We start from the raw sequence: 16,949 nt of genomic DNA, 5'->3' as shown, positions 1-16,949 counted from the left end.
CTTGCGATTATAACGGGTCTACTTTCAAGCAGGAAACCGCATGTCGGAAACTGCCCTCCAGAACCGGACGTGTTTTTGCACATTCCGGCCCGGCCATCGGGCATCGCGTACGGAATACACAACCGGACGGCGGGTTAATCGGGGACGGTAATTCACCTTCCAGAAGCTGGATGGTTTTATTTTTTTCCAGATCCGGATCGGGAATCGGTACCGCAGACATCAGTGCCCGGGTATATGGGTGCAGTGGGTTATGGTACACCTCATCGTAAGTCCCTAATTCCACCGCATGGCCCAGATACATCACCAGTACGCGGTCAGAAATATGTTTCACCACCGCGAGGTCATGCGCAATGAAGATCAGCGACAGCCCCATTTCACGTTGCAGTTTCTGCAGCAGGTTAACCACCTGCGCCTGAATAGAGACGTCCAGCGCCGAGACGGGCTCGTCACAGATAATCAGCTTCGGCTCAAGGATCAAGGCGCGGGCGATACCGATACGCTGGCACTGACCACCGGAGAATTCGTGCGGGTAACGGTTGACGAGGTTAGGCAACAAGCCCACTTTCATCATCATTGCCTTCACACGGTCGCGTACTTCCTGACGCGGCATCTTCGGATGATAGGTTCGCAGTGGCTCAGCAATGATCTCCCCGATGGTCATACGCGGGTTCAATGAGGCCAGCGGATCCTGGAAAATCATCTGGATGTCGCTACGCACATCGCGCCACTCGTCTGGCTTCATGCCCAGCAGATCTTTACCCAGCCAGGCAACTTTGCCGTCGGTGGCTTTCACGAGGCCTATGATGGCACGCGCAAACGTGGATTTACCGCAGCCGGACTCACCCACCACCCCCAGGGTTTCCCCTTCATACAGACGAAGCGTTACGCCATCGACCGCTTTCAGGGTTTTCGGCGGCTGCCAGAACCACTGTTTTCCGTCTTTAATGTCGAAATGCACCTTAAGGTCAGCAATTTCGAGCAGGACATTTCTTTTTTCATCTAATGCGTTCATACCAGATCCTCCTGCGGCTTAAAGCAGGCGCGCAGACGGCCTGGTGCAAACTCTTCCAGCGGCGGCGCGGTATTGCAGATTTCCATCGCGTGCGGGCAGCGTGGCTGGAACGGACAGCCTTTCGGCAGACGCAGCAGGTTTGGCGGGTTGCCAGGGATGGTCAGCAGGGATTCCCCTTCTGCATCGAGGCGCGGCACCGCATTCAGCAGACCAATGGAGTAAGGGTGTGCAGGCTGGTAGAACACGTCGCGCGCCTTACCATATTCCATGGTGCGACCGGCATACATCACCAGTACCTTGTCACAGATACCGGCCACTACGCCCAGATCGTGAGTGATCATGATAATCGCGGTGTTGAACTCACGCTTAAGCTCGTTCAGCAGCGTCATGATCTGTGCCTGGACGGTCACATCAAGCGCAGTGGTCGGTTCATCGGCAATCAGCAGTTTTGGCCGGCACATCAGCGCCATCGCAATCATGACACGCTGACGCATACCGCCGGAGAACTCATGCGGGAACATGCGCATACGCTTGCGCGCTTCCGGCATTTTCACCGCGTCGAGCATTTTGACGGACTCCTCAAAGGCTTCCGCTTTGCCCAGGCCTTTGTGCAGCATCAGCACTTCCATCAGCTGCTCGCCGACACGCATATACGGGTTCAGCGAGGTCATCGGGTCCTGGAATATCATCGAAATCTGCTCAGCGCGCAGCTTGTTCAGCTCGTATTCCGGCAGGTTGAGGATCTCACGCCCGTTGAATTTGGCGGAACCGCCAATGACACCGTTAGACGCCAGCAGCCCCATCAACGCAAAGGCGGTTTGGGATTTACCGGAACCCGACTCGCCCACGATCCCCAGCGTTTCACCCGCACGCAGGTTGAAGTTGAGATCGTTCACGGCGGTCACATCGCCATCCGGCGTTTTAAAGGTCACGCGGAGGTCTTTTACGTCCAGCAGAAGGTTACCCTGCTGTTGCGCCTGTGGCGCAGTGGCCGTTTCAATAATCGTCATGACGGCGCTCCTTAACGGTCTTTCGGGTCGAGGGCATCACGCAGGCCATCGCCGATAAAGTTGAAACAAAACAGGGTGACGACCAGGAAGCCCGCCGGGTACAGAAGCAACCACGGTGAGACTTCCATTGAGTTTGCACCATCACTCAGAAGCGCGCCCCAGCTGCTCAGTGGCTCTTGTGTACCCAGACCCAGGAAGCTGAGGAAAGATTCAAACAGGATCATGCTTGGTACCAGCAGCGAGGCATATACCACCACCACGCCGAGCACGTTAGGAACGATATGGCGAACCACAATATTACCGGTGGAGACACCGCCCACCTGCGCCGCTTCGATAAACTCTTTACGCTTAAGACTCAGCGTCTGACCACGAACGATTCGCGCCATATCCAGCCAGGACACCATCCCGATTGCCACGAAGATCAACAGGATATTCTGGCCAAAGAAGGTCACCAGCAGGATAACGAAGAACATGAACGGGAAGGAGTTTAAGATTTCCAGCATACGCATCATGACGGAGTCCACTTTACCGCCAAGGTAGCCTGAGAGTGAGCCGTAAAGCGTACCCACGATCACCGCCACCAGGGCGGCCGCAATACCGACCATCAGCGAAATGCGGCCACCGATAGCGACACGCACCAGCAGGTCGCGCCCTGAGGAATCCGTACCAAAATAGTGCCCGGACGTCATATCGGGTGCGCTGGACATCATGCCCCAGTCGGTGTCGAAATAGGTAAATTGCGACAGAATCGGCGCCAGGGTGACAAACAGCGCGATGAGCACCAGAACAACCAGGCTGGCGACCGCGGCGCGGTTATGCATAAAGCGACGACGGGCGTCTTGCCAGAGGCTACGACCTTCTACTTCCAGTTTTTCACTGAAGTTTTCCAGCGCCTCGCTGTTTTTCTTACTCAACATCATGGCGTGCTCCAGTATCAGTAACGGATTTTCGGGTCGATAACGGCATACAGCACATCGACGATAGCGTTAAACAAAATGGTCAGTGCGCCGACAAGGATTGTCAGGCTCAGTACCAGTGAATAGTCGCGGTTCAGCGCGCCATTAACGAACAGCTGACCAATGCCCGGCAGACCGTAGATGGTTTCGATAACCATAGAGCCGGTGATGATCCCAACGAATGCCGGCCCCAGGTAGGAGAGCACGGGCAGGAGCGCAGGCTTGAGTGCATGGCGGAATATAATCCGGCGCATCGGCAGCCCTTTCGCACGCGCGGTGCGGATGAAGTTCGAGTGCAGGACTTCAATCATGGAACCGCGGGTGATACGCGCGATACTGGCGATATAAGCCAGGGAGAGAGCCACCATTGGCAAAATCATGAACTTCAGCGCCCCACCGTTCCAGCCGCCTCCGGGCAGCCATTTCAGCGTAATGGCAAATATCATCACCAGTAATGGCGCGACAACGAAGCTGGGTATAACCACCCCGGTCATCGCCACCCCCATTACGGTATAATCCCATTTGGTATTTTGTTTGAGCGCGGCAATAACGCCCGCGGTGACGCCGAGAACGACGGCAAGTATGAATGCCGCAGCACCCAGTTTCGCCGATACAGGGAAGCTGGACGCCACCAGGTCGTTAACGGAATAGTCTTTGTATTTGAATGACGGCCCAAAATCACCGTGCGCCAGTTGCTTCAGATAGTTGAAGTACTGCGTGGAGATAGGATCGTTTAAATGATACTTCGCTTCGATATTGGCCATCACTTCCGGTGGCAGCGTACGTTCACCGGTAAATGGACTTCCCGGCGCGAGACGCATCATAAAGAAGGAAATCGTAATTAGAATAAATAACGTTGGTATCGCTTCTAAGCAGCGACGCAGGATAAATTTCAACATTGCCCGTACCTTCTGGCGTGTGCCTGATGAATGTTACAAAGTAGACACAGTGGGGCAAGCCAGGCCTGCCCCACGTATTGCCATTAATGCTTGATAATATAAAGATTCTTAACGGAAATATTATCCAACGGGTCTTTACCGGTATAACCCCCTACCCACGGTTTCACCAGGCGGGCGTTAACGTAGTAATAGACCGGTACAATTGCAGAGTCTTTATCGAGCTGCTCTTCTGATTTCGCGTACAGATCAGCGCGCTGCGCATCGTCTGTGACTTTCAGCGTATCAGTAATGATCTTATCGAATGCCGGGCTCTTATAGTGCGCGGTGTTATTCGAACTGTCACTCAGCATGGTGTTCAGGAAGGAGGTTGGTTCGTTATAGTCCGCACACCAGCCGGCACGAGCAACGTCGAACGTCCCCTGATGGCGGGTATCCAGGAAGGTTTTCCACTCCTGGTTTTCCAGCTTCACGTTCACGCCCAGGTTTTTCTTCCAGATAGACGCGACGGCGATAGCCAGTTTTTTATGCAGGTCAGACGTGTTGTACAGCAGGTTAAACGTCAGCGGCTTGTCAGCGGTATAACCGGCTTCAGCCAGCAGTTTTTTCGCTTCTTCGTTACGTTTTTCCTGTGACCACTTGAACCACTCAGGCTCAACCAGTTTCATACCGTCGGTATAAGGAGGGGTATAGCTGTATGCCGGCAGGTCGCCCTGGTTTTTCACCTTGTTCACGATAATATCGCGATCCAGTGCCAGCTTCAGCGCTGTACGCACGCGCACATCGGTGAAAGGTGCTTTCTGGTTGTTGATTTCGTAGTAATAAGTGCAGAGATACGGATCAACATGCACTTCTTTCGGGATCTCTTTTTTCAGCTTCTGGAACAGTTCAATCGGCATGTTGTTATAGGTCATGTCGATTTCGCCGCTGCGGTAACGGTTAACGTCAGTGACTTCAGAAGAGATCGGCAGGTAGGTAACCTGATTAATGACGGTTTTCGCGTTATCCCAGTACTGCGGGTTACGCTCCAGAACCATACGTTCGTTGACCACCCAGTCTTTCAGTTTATAAGCACCGTTGGTCACGATATTGGCAGGCTGGGTCCATTTTTCACCAAATTTTTCCACCGCGGATTTTGGTACCGGGGAAACGGACGGGTGAACCAGTAATTTGTAGAAGTACGGAACAGGCTCGCTCAACGTCACTTCAAAGGTATTGGCATCAATCGCTTTCACACCCAGGTCGGTGACCGGTTTTTTACCGGCGATGATGTCATCAATATTGGCGATGTGGCCATATTGCAGGTAGCTAGCATACGGAGAGGCGGTGGTTGGATTCGCCAGACGCTGCCAGCTATACACGAAATCTTCGGCGGTAACCGGCGTACCGTCGGACCATTTCGCATCTTTACGCAGATGGAAGGTCCAGACTTTGAAATCTTTATTTTCCCATTTTTCCGCCACACCCGGTGCCGGGTGGCCGTCTACGTCGGTCACCAGCAAGCCTTCGAACAGGTCGCGGTTGACGTTAGACTCCGGAACACCTTCAATTTTGTGCGGGTCAAGAGACTGAACTTCCGCACCGTTGTTACGAACCAGCGTCTGTTTCTCAGCCAGTTGAACGCCTGCAGGAACGTCCGCAGCCATTGCAGCGTTGCCCGCGATTAGCGCAGTTAAAATCCCCGCCGCTACCAGATTTTTTTTTGTGATGATGGACATTGTGTTGGTACTCCACTCATTATAATTACTGGCCTTCGCCAGCTGTGTAATCCCCTGTTGGGGCCTGTACAGCGCAGGAGTTTTTTTTGCTGCTGTCAGGTTCTTCTTTTTACTTCTTGCTATCACCGACTTTTTTATTACTGACCGCTCGTATGGCCGTCTTGCGTCGATTCTTCACAGGTCTCCCCTGTCTGAGGCCTGCGCTGGATATCTGAGAAGAGGACTATATGAAAATAATTCTCATCTGCTTGTTTTATGCTGCAAAATATTAGGCCGGAAAGTATCAAATGGCGTAAACGCGCGCCAATACATTTTGCAAATTTGTTAAGCAATTCTCTTTTACGGTGAGTACCGTATCTCGGGGGGCAGCCCTGCCTGACATCAAAAGCCGCATAAAAACATTGGTATTCAATATGATAGAGAAAACATTCTCTACAAGCGCGTCGCTGCGCTATCATCGAGTGGTTTTGTACAAAAATTTAACAACTGATTATTATTTAGCACATTCCTCTAGGGGAACGTTGAAATTACTAATATCATTTCGGTTATGACTCAGCAAGCCCCAGAGTATCATGTGAGTAAAATAACAGATCGATTGAAGGTTTTATGCGCAGAGAGGCACGAGGTAAATTGATAACTTATTGAAATATAAGAAAAGCGGATTATTAGTAGAATTTATTATGATATGTGAGCATTTCAACTTTAGTTATATGATTTGCTGATAATCACGTAAAAAAACGGAGCCGCAGGCCCCGTTCTTTCATTTGAAATATTAGTGCAGTAAGCCGGGGAAAATGCTTTTAATACCGGTGACAATAAATTCGATGCCTAACGCCATCAACAACAGCCCCATGATACGCGTAATGACGTTGATGCCCGTTTGCCCCAGCCAGCGCACCAGCCAGGGTGCCATACGGAAAACACCCCAACAACACAGTGCGAAGATAGCGATGGCGACAGAAAAGCCAATCAGGTGCATCAGGCTATGGTAACGTGTCCCCCAGACAATGGTGGAACTGATTGCCCCAGGCCCTGCCATTAAAGGCAACGCAAGCGGGACCACGCCGATACTTTCGCGAATGGCGGTTTCTGATTTCTCCTGTTTGTTCTGTTTATCCTCACCCAGCTTACCGCTGATCATCGACATGGCAATGGTCACCACCAGGATGCCACCTGCGATGCGGAAAGAATCAATTGAAATGCCGAACAGCTGGAGAATGGCATCACCCAGGAAAAGCGAGGTGAGCAAGATAATGGCCACTGACAGGTTAGCGGTGAGGTTGGTTTTGTTCCTGGCCGCCGCCGTCTGGTAACTGGTCATACTAATGAAGACAGGGATGATCCCTACCGGGTTGACCAGGGCAAACAGACCAATAAAAAATTTAAAATACGTTGGAAAATCAAAGAGCGTTTGGATCACGTTTTGCTCCGCTTATGCACATGCCCGGGACTGACACTTTGTCATGAAAAATCGCGCTGAAGATACGCTTTTTATGAGCATACTTCACCAGAAATCTGTGCCTAAACGTTATCCTTTCAGGATGTTAAACAGATGTAGAATCAGTGATAGCATCACTTCCAATAGTTACTTAATTATTTAACACTGGAAATATCTACAATAAATAACCCTGCTGAAAGGTATCAGCTTGGGGAAAAATTGACGCAGATCATGATTTTCGTACTCAGAAGTGAGTAATCTTGATTACGCCCCCCAGGAAGGTCACCTGTCACAAAGGGATGATGTTAAGGTAAGGCTCTTTTAGTAAGTTAGCGCGCCAGAGCATAAAGTAACTCTTTGTTTTACTTTATCTAACGCAAGTCGTAGTGGCTCTGTCTATACTGTCAGACGTATCGAGCGCTGGTTTACTAAAAGAGTTTAAACATTATCAGGAGAGCATTATGGCTGTTACTAATATCGCTGAACTGAACGCACTCGTCGAGCGCGTGAAAAAAGCCCAGCGTGAATACGCCAATTTCACCCAAGAACAGGTTGATAAAATCTTCCGCGCGGCCGCTCTGGCTGCTGCAGATGCTCGAATCCCTCTCGCTAAAATGGCCGTTGCTGAATCCGGCATGGGTATCGTTGAAGATAAAGTGATCAAAAACCACTTTGCTTCAGAGTATATCTATAACGCCTATAAAGATGAGAAGACTTGCGGCGTCCTGGCTGAAGATCATACCTTCGGTACCATCACCATTGCTGAACCTATCGGTATTATTTGCGGTATCGTTCCAACGACTAACCCAACGTCTACTGCCATCTTCAAATCGCTGATCAGTCTGAAGACCCGTAACGCAATCATCTTCTCCCCTCACCCACGTGCTAAAGATGCCACTAACAAAGCAGCGGATATCGTGCTGCAGGCTGCTATCGCTGCGGGTGCGCCAAAAGATCTGATCGGCTGGATCGACCAACCGTCTGTTGAACTGTCTAACGCCCTGATGCACCACCCGGACATTAACCTGATCCTGGCAACCGGTGGTCCTGGCATGGTTAAAGCAGCATACAGCTCCGGTAAACCGGCTATTGGTGTAGGTGCGGGTAACACGCCTGTTGTTATCGACGAAACGGCCGATATTAAACGTGCTGTTGCATCTGTACTGATGTCTAAAACCTTCGACAACGGTGTTATCTGTGCGTCTGAACAGTCCGTTGTTGTTGTAGACTCCGTCTATGATGCAGTTCGCGAACGTTTCGCCAGCCACGGCGGCTACATGCTGCAGGGCAAAGAGCTGAAAGCCGTTCAGGATATCATTCTGAAAAACGGCGCGCTGAACGCCGCCATCGTTGGTCAGCCAGCCTATAAAATCGCTGAACTCGCCGGCTTTACCGTTCCGGCAACCACCAAGATTCTGATCGGCGAAGTTAAAGTTGTCGACGAAAGCGAACCGTTCGCTCACGAAAAACTCTCGCCTACGCTTGCTATGTACCGTGCGAAAGATTTCGAAGACGCGGTAGTAAAAGCGGAGAAACTGGTTGCAATGGGGGGTATCGGTCATACCTCTTGCCTGTACACCGACCAGGATAACCAGCCAGAGCGCGTTGCTCACTTCGGTCAGATGATGAAAACTGCGCGCATCCTGATTAACACCCCGGCTTCTCAGGGTGGTATCGGTGACCTGTACAACTTCAAACTCGCACCTTCCCTGACTCTGGGTTGTGGTTCCTGGGGTGGTAACTCCATCTCTGAAAACGTTGGTCCAAAACACCTGATCAACAAGAAAACCGTTGCTAAGCGAGCTGAAAACATGTTGTGGCACAAACTTCCGAAATCTATCTACTTCCGCCGTGGCTCTCTGCCAATCGCGCTGGATGAAGTGATTACTGATGGCCACAAACGTGCGCTCATCGTGACTGACCGTTTCCTGTTCAACAACGGCTACGCAGACCAGATCACTTCTGTTCTGAAAGCGGCTGGCGTTGAAACTGAAGTGTTCTTTGAAGTTGAAGCTGACCCAACCCTGACCGTAGTACGTAAAGGTGCTGAACTGGCGAACTCCTTCAAACCCGATGTGATCATCGCACTGGGTGGTGGTTCCCCAATGGACGCCGCGAAAATCATGTGGGTTATGTACGAGCACCCAGAAACACACTTCGAAGAACTGGCGCTGCGCTTTATGGACATCCGTAAACGTATCTACAAGTTCCCGAAAATGGGCGTAAAAGCGAAAATGATCGCCGTTACCACCACTTCCGGTACAGGTTCAGAAGTCACGCCGTTTGCTGTTGTAACCGACGATGCAACCGGTCAGAAATACCCACTGGCTGACTACGCGCTGACGCCAGACATGGCTATCGTTGATGCCAACCTGGTCATGGAAATGCCGAAATCACTCTGTGCGTTCGGTGGTCTGGATGCAGTGACTCACGCCCTGGAAGCTTACGTTTCCGTCCTGGCTTCTGAGTTCTCTGACGGTCAGGCTCTGCAGGCTCTGAAACTGCTGAAAGAAAACCTGCCAGCGTCTTATAATGAAGGGTCTAAAAACCCGGTTGCCCGTGAACGTGTTCACAGTGCAGCAACCATCGCCGGTATCGCGTTTGCTAACGCCTTCCTGGGTGTTTGCCACTCAATGGCACACAAACTGGGTTCACAGTTCCACATTCCTCACGGTCTGGCGAACGCCCTGTTGATCAGCAACGTTATCCGTTATAACGCGAACGACAACCCAACCAAGCAGACTGCTTTCAGCCAGTACGACCGTCCACAGGCACGTCGTCGTTACGCTGAAATTGCAGACCACCTGGGTCTGAGCGCACCGGGCGACCGTACTGCGGCGAAGATTGAGAAACTGCTGGCATGGCTGGAAAGCCTTAAAGCTGAGCTGGGTATTCCTAAATCTATCCGTGAAGCGGGCGTTCAGGAAGCTGACTTCCTCGCGCATGTTGATAAGCTGTCTGAAGATGCATTCGATGACCAGTGTACCGGCGCCAACCCGCGCTACCCGCTGATCTCTGAGCTGAAACAGATCCTGCTGGATACCTTCTACGGCCGCGAGTTCAAAGAAAATGACACTGTTGCTGTGAAAGTAGACGCACCTGTCATTAAAGCTGACAAGAAAGCGAAGAAAAACGCGTAACTGACAGCCTGATAAAAAACCCGCCTCTGGCGGGTTTTTTTATGTCTGCATTTTACTGTGAAGGATTATTTGCGGTTGTCAGGCTGAAGCGCCGTCAGTGAGCCGACAATCAACGCTTCCTTATAATGCTTACGGCACACCGATACGTAGCGCTCATTGCCTCCTATGACCACCTGCTCGCCATCAGCATAGGGTTTTCCGGCCTGGTCGAGGCGAAGCACCATGCTGGCTTTACGGCCGCAAAAACAGATGGTTTTAAGTTCAACGAGTTTATCCGACCACGCAAGTAAATACTGGCTGCCGGCAAATAGCTCACCACGAAAGTCAGTGCGCAACCCATAGCACAGAACGGGAATATCAAGCTCATCGACAACCTCTGAAAGCGCATGAACTTGCTCACGCGTCAGAAACTGGCTTTCATCAACCAGAACACAATGGATGGGCTGTGAAGCATGCGCTGCGCGGATATCCTCCAGCAGGTCAGTTTGCGGGTTAAACAGCCTTGCAGGCGATGAGAGGCCTATTCTGGAACTCACCTTCCCTGCACCAAAGCGGTCGTCAATTTCAGCCGTATAAACAACGGTACGCATCCCACGTTCCTGGTAATTGTATGAGGATTGCAGTAGCGCTGTCGATTTCCCGGCATTCATTGCCGAATAGTAGAAATAAAGTTGTGCCATTGGCCGTAAAACCCTAATCAATGTGTAATATTACCGATGATTCATTGTACCATATTTTGTCTGGTTATCAGCGATACGACGCACAGACTATGCGGTTCAGCGCGAGGTTTACCGCCAGCATTTTGCAAAAATAATGCGTTAAAACATGAAGTAAACGCATCCAGCCCAGCCAATATGTTATAGGGTCAGCCAAACATAACACTTCATTTTATAGTGGAATCATCGTTCATTAAAATTCACTATTTATTAACTATTTCTGCCTTAACATACCCGGTGTAAACTAATACAAAAGGCTGATATTTATCCGCCGCAACTATAATTCCTGAGGCAAATGTCACAAAAAAAAGATGCAATCGACTGCGTTAAGCCACTTTACGTGATAACAAGCGAGACTGGCGGGTTATGAAATTTAAGTTAGCGTAATTAATAATAGCGGCAATATTCACTATTTTTTGAATTCCTTACATTCCCAGCTATTGCACAACTGAATTTATCGCTCTATTATTAGGACAACAAACCACCCCCCATTATAAGTTTGAGATTACTACAATGAGCGAAGCACTTAAAATTCTGAACAACATCCGTACTCTTCGTGCGCAGGCAAGAGAATGTACCCTCGAAACGCTTGAAGAAATGCTGGAAAAATTAGAAGTTGTAGTTAATGAACGTCGCGAAGAAGAAAGCGCTGCTGCTGCTGAAATCGAAGAGCGTACTCGTAAACTGCAGCAATATCGTGAAATGCTGATTGCTGATGGTATCGATCCAAATGAATTGCTGAACAGCATGGCTGCAGCTAAAACCGGTACCAAAGCAAAACGCGCTGCTCGTCCTGCTAAATATAGCTATGTTGACGAGAACGGCGAAACTAAAACCTGGACCGGCCAGGGTCGTACTCCCGCTGTTATCAAGAAAGCAATGGACGAGCAAGGTAAACAGCTGGATGACTTCCTGATCAAGGATTAATCATCTCGCTTCCAGAAAAATCCCGCGTAATGCGGGATTTTTTTTACCCGCAATTTACCGCAAACATCCCCTTACACTCTGTCATAAAGCGTTATTTGGCTATTTAGCTTGCCTTACAATCGGACGTGATGACGGCGTGTTATGGGCATAAAAAAACCGGTGGGCAGAGCCTCACCGGTTCAGATCAAATGAAGCCTGAGTTATTTCTTAATACCCGCGCTCTCTTTGAGCCAGGCTTTAAATTCTTCACCGAGCGTATTGTGGCGAATGCCATATTCTACAAACGCCTGCATATAACCGAGCTTATTACCGCAGTCATGGCTCTTACCTTTCATATGGTAAGCTTCAACGGTCTCTTTCTCGATCAGCATATCAATGGCATCGGTAAGCTGGATTTCATCACCCGCTCCTGGAGGCGTTTTCGCCAGCAGAGGCCAGATTTCAGCACTCAGGACATAACGACCTACAACCGCCAGATTAGAAGGCGCTACGTCGGCCTTAGGCTTCTCAACTACGCCAATCATCGGCACGCTCTCACCCGGTTCAAGGTTAACGCCTTTGCAGTCAACAACACCGTATGCGGTAACGTCATCCACAGGTTCAACCATGATCTGGCTGCTGCCTGTTTCATCGAAGCGTTTGATCATCTCAGCCAGATTGTCCTGAGAAAGATCTGATTCATATTCGTCCAGAATAACGTCAGGCAGGATCACCGCAACAGGCTCATCGCCTACAACGGGATGCGCACACATGACTGCGTGGCCCAGACCTTTAGCCAGACCCTGACGCACCTGCATAATGGTGACGTGTGGCGGGCAAATAGACTGAACTTCTTCCAGCAGCTGGCGCTTAACACGTTTTTCCAGCATGGCTTCGAGTTCAAAACTTGTATCGAAATGGTTTTCGATAGAGTTTTTTGATGAATGTGTAACCAGCACAATTTCAGTAATGCCGGCCGCGATACATTCGTTAACGACATACTGAATTAATGGCTTATCAACCAGAGGCAGCATCTCTTTAGGAATCGCCTTAGTTGCTGGTAACATCCTGGTCCCCAATCCCGCTACCGGGATGACGGCCTTTCTGACTTTCGAATTTAGGGCAGCCATTCAAATTCTCCTGAGCTGTTCAAGTTTTGAACTTTTATGCAATAAATAACGCGTTAAGTATATCAGCCTCATCCCGCAGTCCGGGTCTGAAAAGAACGCGTTGCCGATCAATTAGGACAAATACGCATGATTCCGGGCAGCGATAGTAGCACTCCCCATAAATCACAGGTAAAGCAATCTTAAAATTAAGATCCAACTGCTTATTCCGTGGACAACATTAAGCGTAGCCGTCCCCCGGCACCCCAAATTTGGCACTGCCAGGAGGAACAGCGATGGCTAATTTGATTAAGATAAGCCGTACCCAATGTTCCAAGCGGGACACCGTTACTGACCTGAATATGATGTTCCCCGGTATTCAGCGAGGCATTAAGCCCCGCGGAAACGAGGATAAGATTTTTCAAACCGCTGTGGTAATAACCTACCAACAGCGGAAACTGTCCGGGTAAATTGGCCTGACGGAAAAGCTGGTTTACCTGTTTGAGTAAACTGCCTAACTCGGGAAGCCGCTGCCCCTGATGGGAGAGTTGTTCCTGCAGCAACCCGTTAAATAGCGCACGAAGTAATAACGCGGCTAATACACCATTATCCCCAGCCCGGGTGACATCAAGACAATAAAATGCAAGGTCTGAATCCGATAATGGCGCAATATCGAGCACCAGCCCTGGCTGGTCAGCGGCCACCAGCTGGCGATAATTCACACGACAGTGAGAAATATTTTGTTGTACCGGCGGTTGAAGTTCTTGCAACAGTTTCGCCGCCGCAGGGGGATTACTCACTAAGGCGTCCCAGTCCTGGAAAAGGCGTTCCTCTTCCTCAACCCGGGAATTAAACATATTGGGATAAAGACAGGCTAAGACGGTTTCACGAAGCCGGTTAAGATCTTTAACCGGTTTAAGCAGAATATCCTGAACCCCCAGACGCAAGGCTTTGGCTATATCCGCCATGTTCTCTGTGGCGGAAATCACCAGTATCGGCATCTGGTTGGCTTCATTGCGCAGATGTTCGACCAGCTTCAGTCCATTCATCCGTGGCATTTCAAGGTCACAAATCATCAGATCAGGCGTGATATTGACCATTTTTTCCAGCGCGTCGATGCCATCGTCAGCCAGTGAAGTGTTTGCCCCCAGTGATGATAACCACGAATCCAGTAGCGATCGGAAAACGGGCTCGTCTTCAACAATCAAAATGTGTTTTCCGGCCAATGGCTTCGTCATGGTTCCTCCCCTGGCTGACAGTAACTACATAGTGGCATGCTATCGGCACTGTCGCCTGTCAGATTTTGCTGAAGTAGTCAAAAAAAGGTGCTTAACGTGCTGTTCGCACAAAAGGCAGCAACTCATCTATTTTCTTTTCGACGGCTAACGAGCCCGCTGCGATGGCGGCCTCAGCCCGATGGAAATCAAGGGTAGAAATTTGCGGACAATACGGCTGAAGCAGAATATCCGGCGGGTCGCCAGCCATGCGGTTGCGCTTGAGGCGGTTCTCCAGGACCTGGATTGAGGTCGTCATAATTTCAATCGCCGTGGGTGCAGTTACCGCACGCCGGGCGGCCATGCGCCCGAGACGTCCGCGCAGACGCTCATGCCAGGCCAGTTTTTCGCCCTCGGCATCTTCACTCTGAAGATTGACTGGCATCAGGTCTTGTTGCATCAGATGAGCGTCGTGCTGTAAATCCACAGCAATAACGATATCGGCACCCATAGCGCGGGTCAGGGAAATGGGGACCGGGTTAACGACGCCTCCGTCGACAAGCCAGTAACCGTTGTGCGGAACAGGGGCCATTAAGCCCGGCATGCTGCAGGACGCGCGAACGGCAAGATGGATATCCCCTTCGGTAAGCCAGAGTTCGCGGCCGGTACTGAGGTTCGTCGCAACGGCACCGAAGGGTAACTGACAATGACTGAAGTCATCGAGAGGCATAATCTGACGGAACTGGTTAAAGACCCGTTCACCGCGCAGCAACCCACCGCGCTGCCACGAGAGATCCATCAGGCGCAATACGTCCCAGTAACTGAAGGAGCGTACCCAGGTTTCAAGTTCCGGAAGCTTTCCGCACGCGTATGCGGACCCCACAAGCGATCCGATTGAACACCCTGCAACAATATCAACGTCAATGCCCAACTGCTTTAAGGCATTTATCACGCCGATGTGCGACCATCCCCGGGCTGCACCTGAGCCCAGCGCCAGTCCAATTTTAACCTTTCTCATTAGCCCTGTTTTACGTCCCCTGGATTCCTGACATAGCATCAACGCAACTGCTCAGTTAACATGGTGCTACCCGAAGCGTTTAACGCCCTTATTTTTTGTTCCAGGAAGAGAATCGTGTCTCAACTCTGCCCTTGTGGTAGCGCTCTGGAGTATAGCCTATGTTGTCAGCGATATCTGTCTGGCGATCAGGTTGCACCAGACCCGTCACACCTCATGCGTTCACGGTATACTGCTTTTGTGATCAAAGACGCAGACTACCTGATTAAAACCTGGCACCCATCCTGCCACGCTGCCGATTTCAGACAGGATATTGAAGCCGGGTTTGCTAATACCCAATGGCTCGGCCTTACCGTCTATGAATCGTCAACGGGAAGTGATGCTGATGAAGGTTATGTCAGCTTCGTTGCCCGCTTTATCGAACGCAATAAGCCCGGTGCCATTATCGAACGTTCCCGGTTCTTAAAGGAAAGCGGGCAATGGTATTATATTGACGGAACGCGCCCACAGTTTGGTCGTAACGATCCCTGCCCTTGTGGTTCAGGTAAAAAATTTAAAAAGTGTTGCGGGCAGTAATGCCTGACAACCCAGACTTCGCAAATACTCAAACAGGATTTCCCGGCGATGCAATCACTACAACGTAAAGTTCTGCGCACCATCTGTCCCGATCAAAAAGGGCTGATCGCACGAATTACCAACATTTGTTACAAGCATGAACTGAATATCGTGCAGAACAACGAGTTCGTTGACCACCGTACCGGACGCTTCTTTATGCGTACCGAACTCGAAGGGATTTTCAACGACACCACCCTGCTTGCCGATCTCGACAGCGCGCTGCCTGAAGGCTCCGTGCGTGAACTGACCCCCGCTGGCCGTCGTCGCGTTGTTATTCTTGTGACGAAAGAAGCCCACTGTCTTGGCGATCTGTTGATGAAAGCAAACTACGGTGGCCTCGATGTTGAAATCGCTGCCGTTATCGGTAACCACGAGACGCTGCGCACGCTGGTTGAACGTTTTGATATTCCGTTTGAGCTGGTCAGCCATGAAGGCCATACCCGTGAAGAACATGACAACCTGATGGCCAATGCTATCGAAGCGCATAACCCGGATTACGTGGTACTGGCGAAATACATGCGTGTACTGACCCCATCCTTCGTGGCGCGTTTCCCGAATAAGATCATCAACATCCATCACTCATTCCTGCCAGCCTTTATCGGTGCACGTCCTTATCACCAGGCGTACGAACGCGGTGTGAAAATCATCGGTGCCACCGCGCACTACGTGAATGACAACCTGGACGAAGGCCCAATCATTATGCAGGACGTGATTCACGTGGATCACACCTATACCGCAGAAGATATGATGCGCGCCGGGCGTGACGTAGAGAAGAACGTACTCAGTCGTGCGCTCTATCAGGTGCTGGCGCAACGTGTGTTCGTTTACGGTAACAGAACGATTATTCTTTAATCGACAAGAAAATGAACTGGTTAGCTTTACAGCTTAACGCGTAAAATTCAGGCAACCAGTTTATTTTTATTGTGGTAACGCTTTACAGGGGCGTCTCATTTGATATGATGCGCCCCGCTTCCAGCAGGAAGCAGGCCAGTAAATAGCATTACCCCGTGGTGGGGTTCCCGAGCGGCCAAAGGGAGCAGACTGTAAATCTGCCGTCATCGACTTCGAAGGTTCGAATCCTTCCCCCACCACCATCTCTCAGCATTACTTCAAAATTTGAATTACCCCTGGTGGGGTTCCCGAGCGGCCAAAGGGAGCAGACTGTAAATCTGCCGTCATCGACTTCGAAGGTTCGAATCCTTCCCCC

At 50.5% G+C, this 16,949-nt stretch carries 14 protein-coding genes and 1 tRNA gene; 5 read left to right on the top strand and 10 right to left on the bottom strand.

The features are described from left to right. Positions 1–7: 7 nt before the first annotated feature. From oppF to AB6731_RS03445, 6 genes are all read right to left on the bottom strand, one after another. Positions 8–1,012, bottom strand: a complete 1,005-nt coding sequence (oppF, locus tag AB6731_RS03470; RefSeq protein WP_014170444.1) for a murein tripeptide/oligopeptide ABC transporter ATP-binding protein OppF — start codon at positions 1,010–1,012, stop codon at positions 8–10. Further along, positions 1,009–2,022, bottom strand: a complete 1,014-nt coding sequence (locus AB6731_RS03465) for an ABC transporter ATP-binding protein (protein ID WP_014170445.1) — start codon at positions 2,020–2,022, stop codon at positions 1,009–1,011. The genes oppF and AB6731_RS03465 overlap by 4 nt, the downstream gene beginning before the upstream one ends. 11 nt (positions 2,023–2,033) lie before the next feature. Further along, positions 2,034–2,942: an oligopeptide ABC transporter permease OppC gene (gene oppC / locus AB6731_RS03460; RefSeq protein ID WP_014170446.1), complete on the bottom strand. Its 909-nt coding sequence runs from the start codon at positions 2,940–2,942 to the stop codon at positions 2,034–2,036. Positions 2,943–2,956: 14 nt separating this feature from the next. Continuing rightward, complete coding sequence (gene oppB, locus AB6731_RS03455) at positions 2,957–3,877, bottom strand: oligopeptide ABC transporter permease OppB (protein ID WP_014170447.1); 921 nt, start codon at positions 3,875–3,877, stop codon at positions 2,957–2,959. 83 nt (positions 3,878–3,960) lie between these two features. Then, positions 3,961–5,592 (bottom strand): oligopeptide ABC transporter substrate-binding protein OppA, encoded by a 1,632-nt coding sequence (oppA, locus tag AB6731_RS03450; RefSeq protein WP_020882381.1) that lies wholly within the window; start codon positions 5,590–5,592, stop codon positions 3,961–3,963. Positions 5,593–6,364: 772 nt separating this feature from the next. Beyond that, positions 6,365–7,012 (bottom strand): YchE family NAAT transporter, encoded by a 648-nt coding sequence (locus AB6731_RS03445; RefSeq protein WP_014170449.1) that lies wholly within the window; start codon positions 7,010–7,012, stop codon positions 6,365–6,367. A gap of 479 nt (positions 7,013–7,491) precedes the next feature. On the opposite strand from AB6731_RS03445, the gene adhE reads away from it, so the two are divergent. Then, positions 7,492–10,170 carry a bifunctional acetaldehyde-CoA/alcohol dehydrogenase gene (gene adhE, locus AB6731_RS03440; RefSeq protein WP_025203929.1) on the top strand — a complete coding sequence of 893 codons (2,679 nt, stop codon included), beginning with the start codon at positions 7,492–7,494 and terminating at the stop codon, positions 10,168–10,170. A gap of 65 nt (positions 10,171–10,235) precedes the next feature. Here adhE and tdk read toward each other — a convergent pair whose 3' ends face one another. After that, positions 10,236–10,850: a thymidine kinase gene (gene tdk / locus AB6731_RS03435; protein WP_032669745.1), complete on the bottom strand. Its 615-nt coding sequence runs from the start codon at positions 10,848–10,850 to the stop codon at positions 10,236–10,238. 549 nt (positions 10,851–11,399) lie between these two features. Between tdk and hns the strand changes: the two genes are divergently transcribed. Continuing rightward, entirely contained in the window at positions 11,400–11,813 is a 414-nt protein-coding gene (gene hns / locus AB6731_RS03430) for a histone-like nucleoid-structuring protein H-NS (RefSeq protein WP_008502781.1), read from the top strand. A gap of 200 nt (positions 11,814–12,013) precedes the next feature. Here the strand turns inward: hns and galU are convergent, their stop codons facing one another. The 3 genes from galU to rssA all read right to left on the bottom strand — a co-directional run bounded on the left by galU (position 12,014) and on the right by rssA (position 15,130). After that, entirely contained in the window at positions 12,014–12,922 is a 909-nt protein-coding gene (gene galU, locus AB6731_RS03425) for a UTP--glucose-1-phosphate uridylyltransferase GalU (protein ID WP_014170452.1), read from the bottom strand. A 200-nt stretch (positions 12,923–13,122) separates the two neighbouring features. Next, positions 13,123–14,136 (bottom strand): two-component system response regulator RssB, encoded by a 1,014-nt coding sequence (gene rssB, locus AB6731_RS03420; protein ID WP_014170453.1) that lies wholly within the window; start codon positions 14,134–14,136, stop codon positions 13,123–13,125. 91 nt (positions 14,137–14,227) lie between these two features. Next, on the bottom strand, positions 14,228–15,130 hold the full coding sequence (gene rssA / locus AB6731_RS03415) for a patatin-like phospholipase RssA (protein ID WP_160890446.1): 903 nt from the start codon (positions 15,128–15,130) through the stop codon (positions 14,228–14,230). Positions 15,131–15,244: 114 nt separating this feature from the next. Between rssA and AB6731_RS03410 the strand changes: the two genes are divergently transcribed. From AB6731_RS03410 to AB6731_RS03400, 3 genes are all read left to right on the top strand, one after another. After that, complete coding sequence (locus AB6731_RS03410; RefSeq protein ID WP_025203926.1) at positions 15,245–15,703, top strand: YchJ family protein; 459 nt, start codon at positions 15,245–15,247, stop codon at positions 15,701–15,703. Between the two features lie 48 nt (positions 15,704–15,751). Beyond that, entirely contained in the window at positions 15,752–16,594 is an 843-nt protein-coding gene (gene purU, locus AB6731_RS03405; protein WP_014170456.1) for a formyltetrahydrofolate deformylase, read from the top strand. A gap of 157 nt (positions 16,595–16,751) precedes the next feature. Next, positions 16,752–16,836: transfer RNA gene (locus AB6731_RS03400), tRNA-Tyr, on the top strand. Positions 16,837–16,949 lie beyond the last annotated feature (113 nt).

The organism is Enterobacter sp. RCC_40 (assembly GCF_041360735.1).
Taxonomy (GTDB): domain Bacteria; phylum Pseudomonadota; class Gammaproteobacteria; order Enterobacterales; family Enterobacteriaceae; genus Enterobacter; species Enterobacter ludwigii.
The sequence above is the reverse complement of the archived record's forward strand: the minus strand, read 5'-3'. Positions and strand labels throughout refer to the sequence as shown.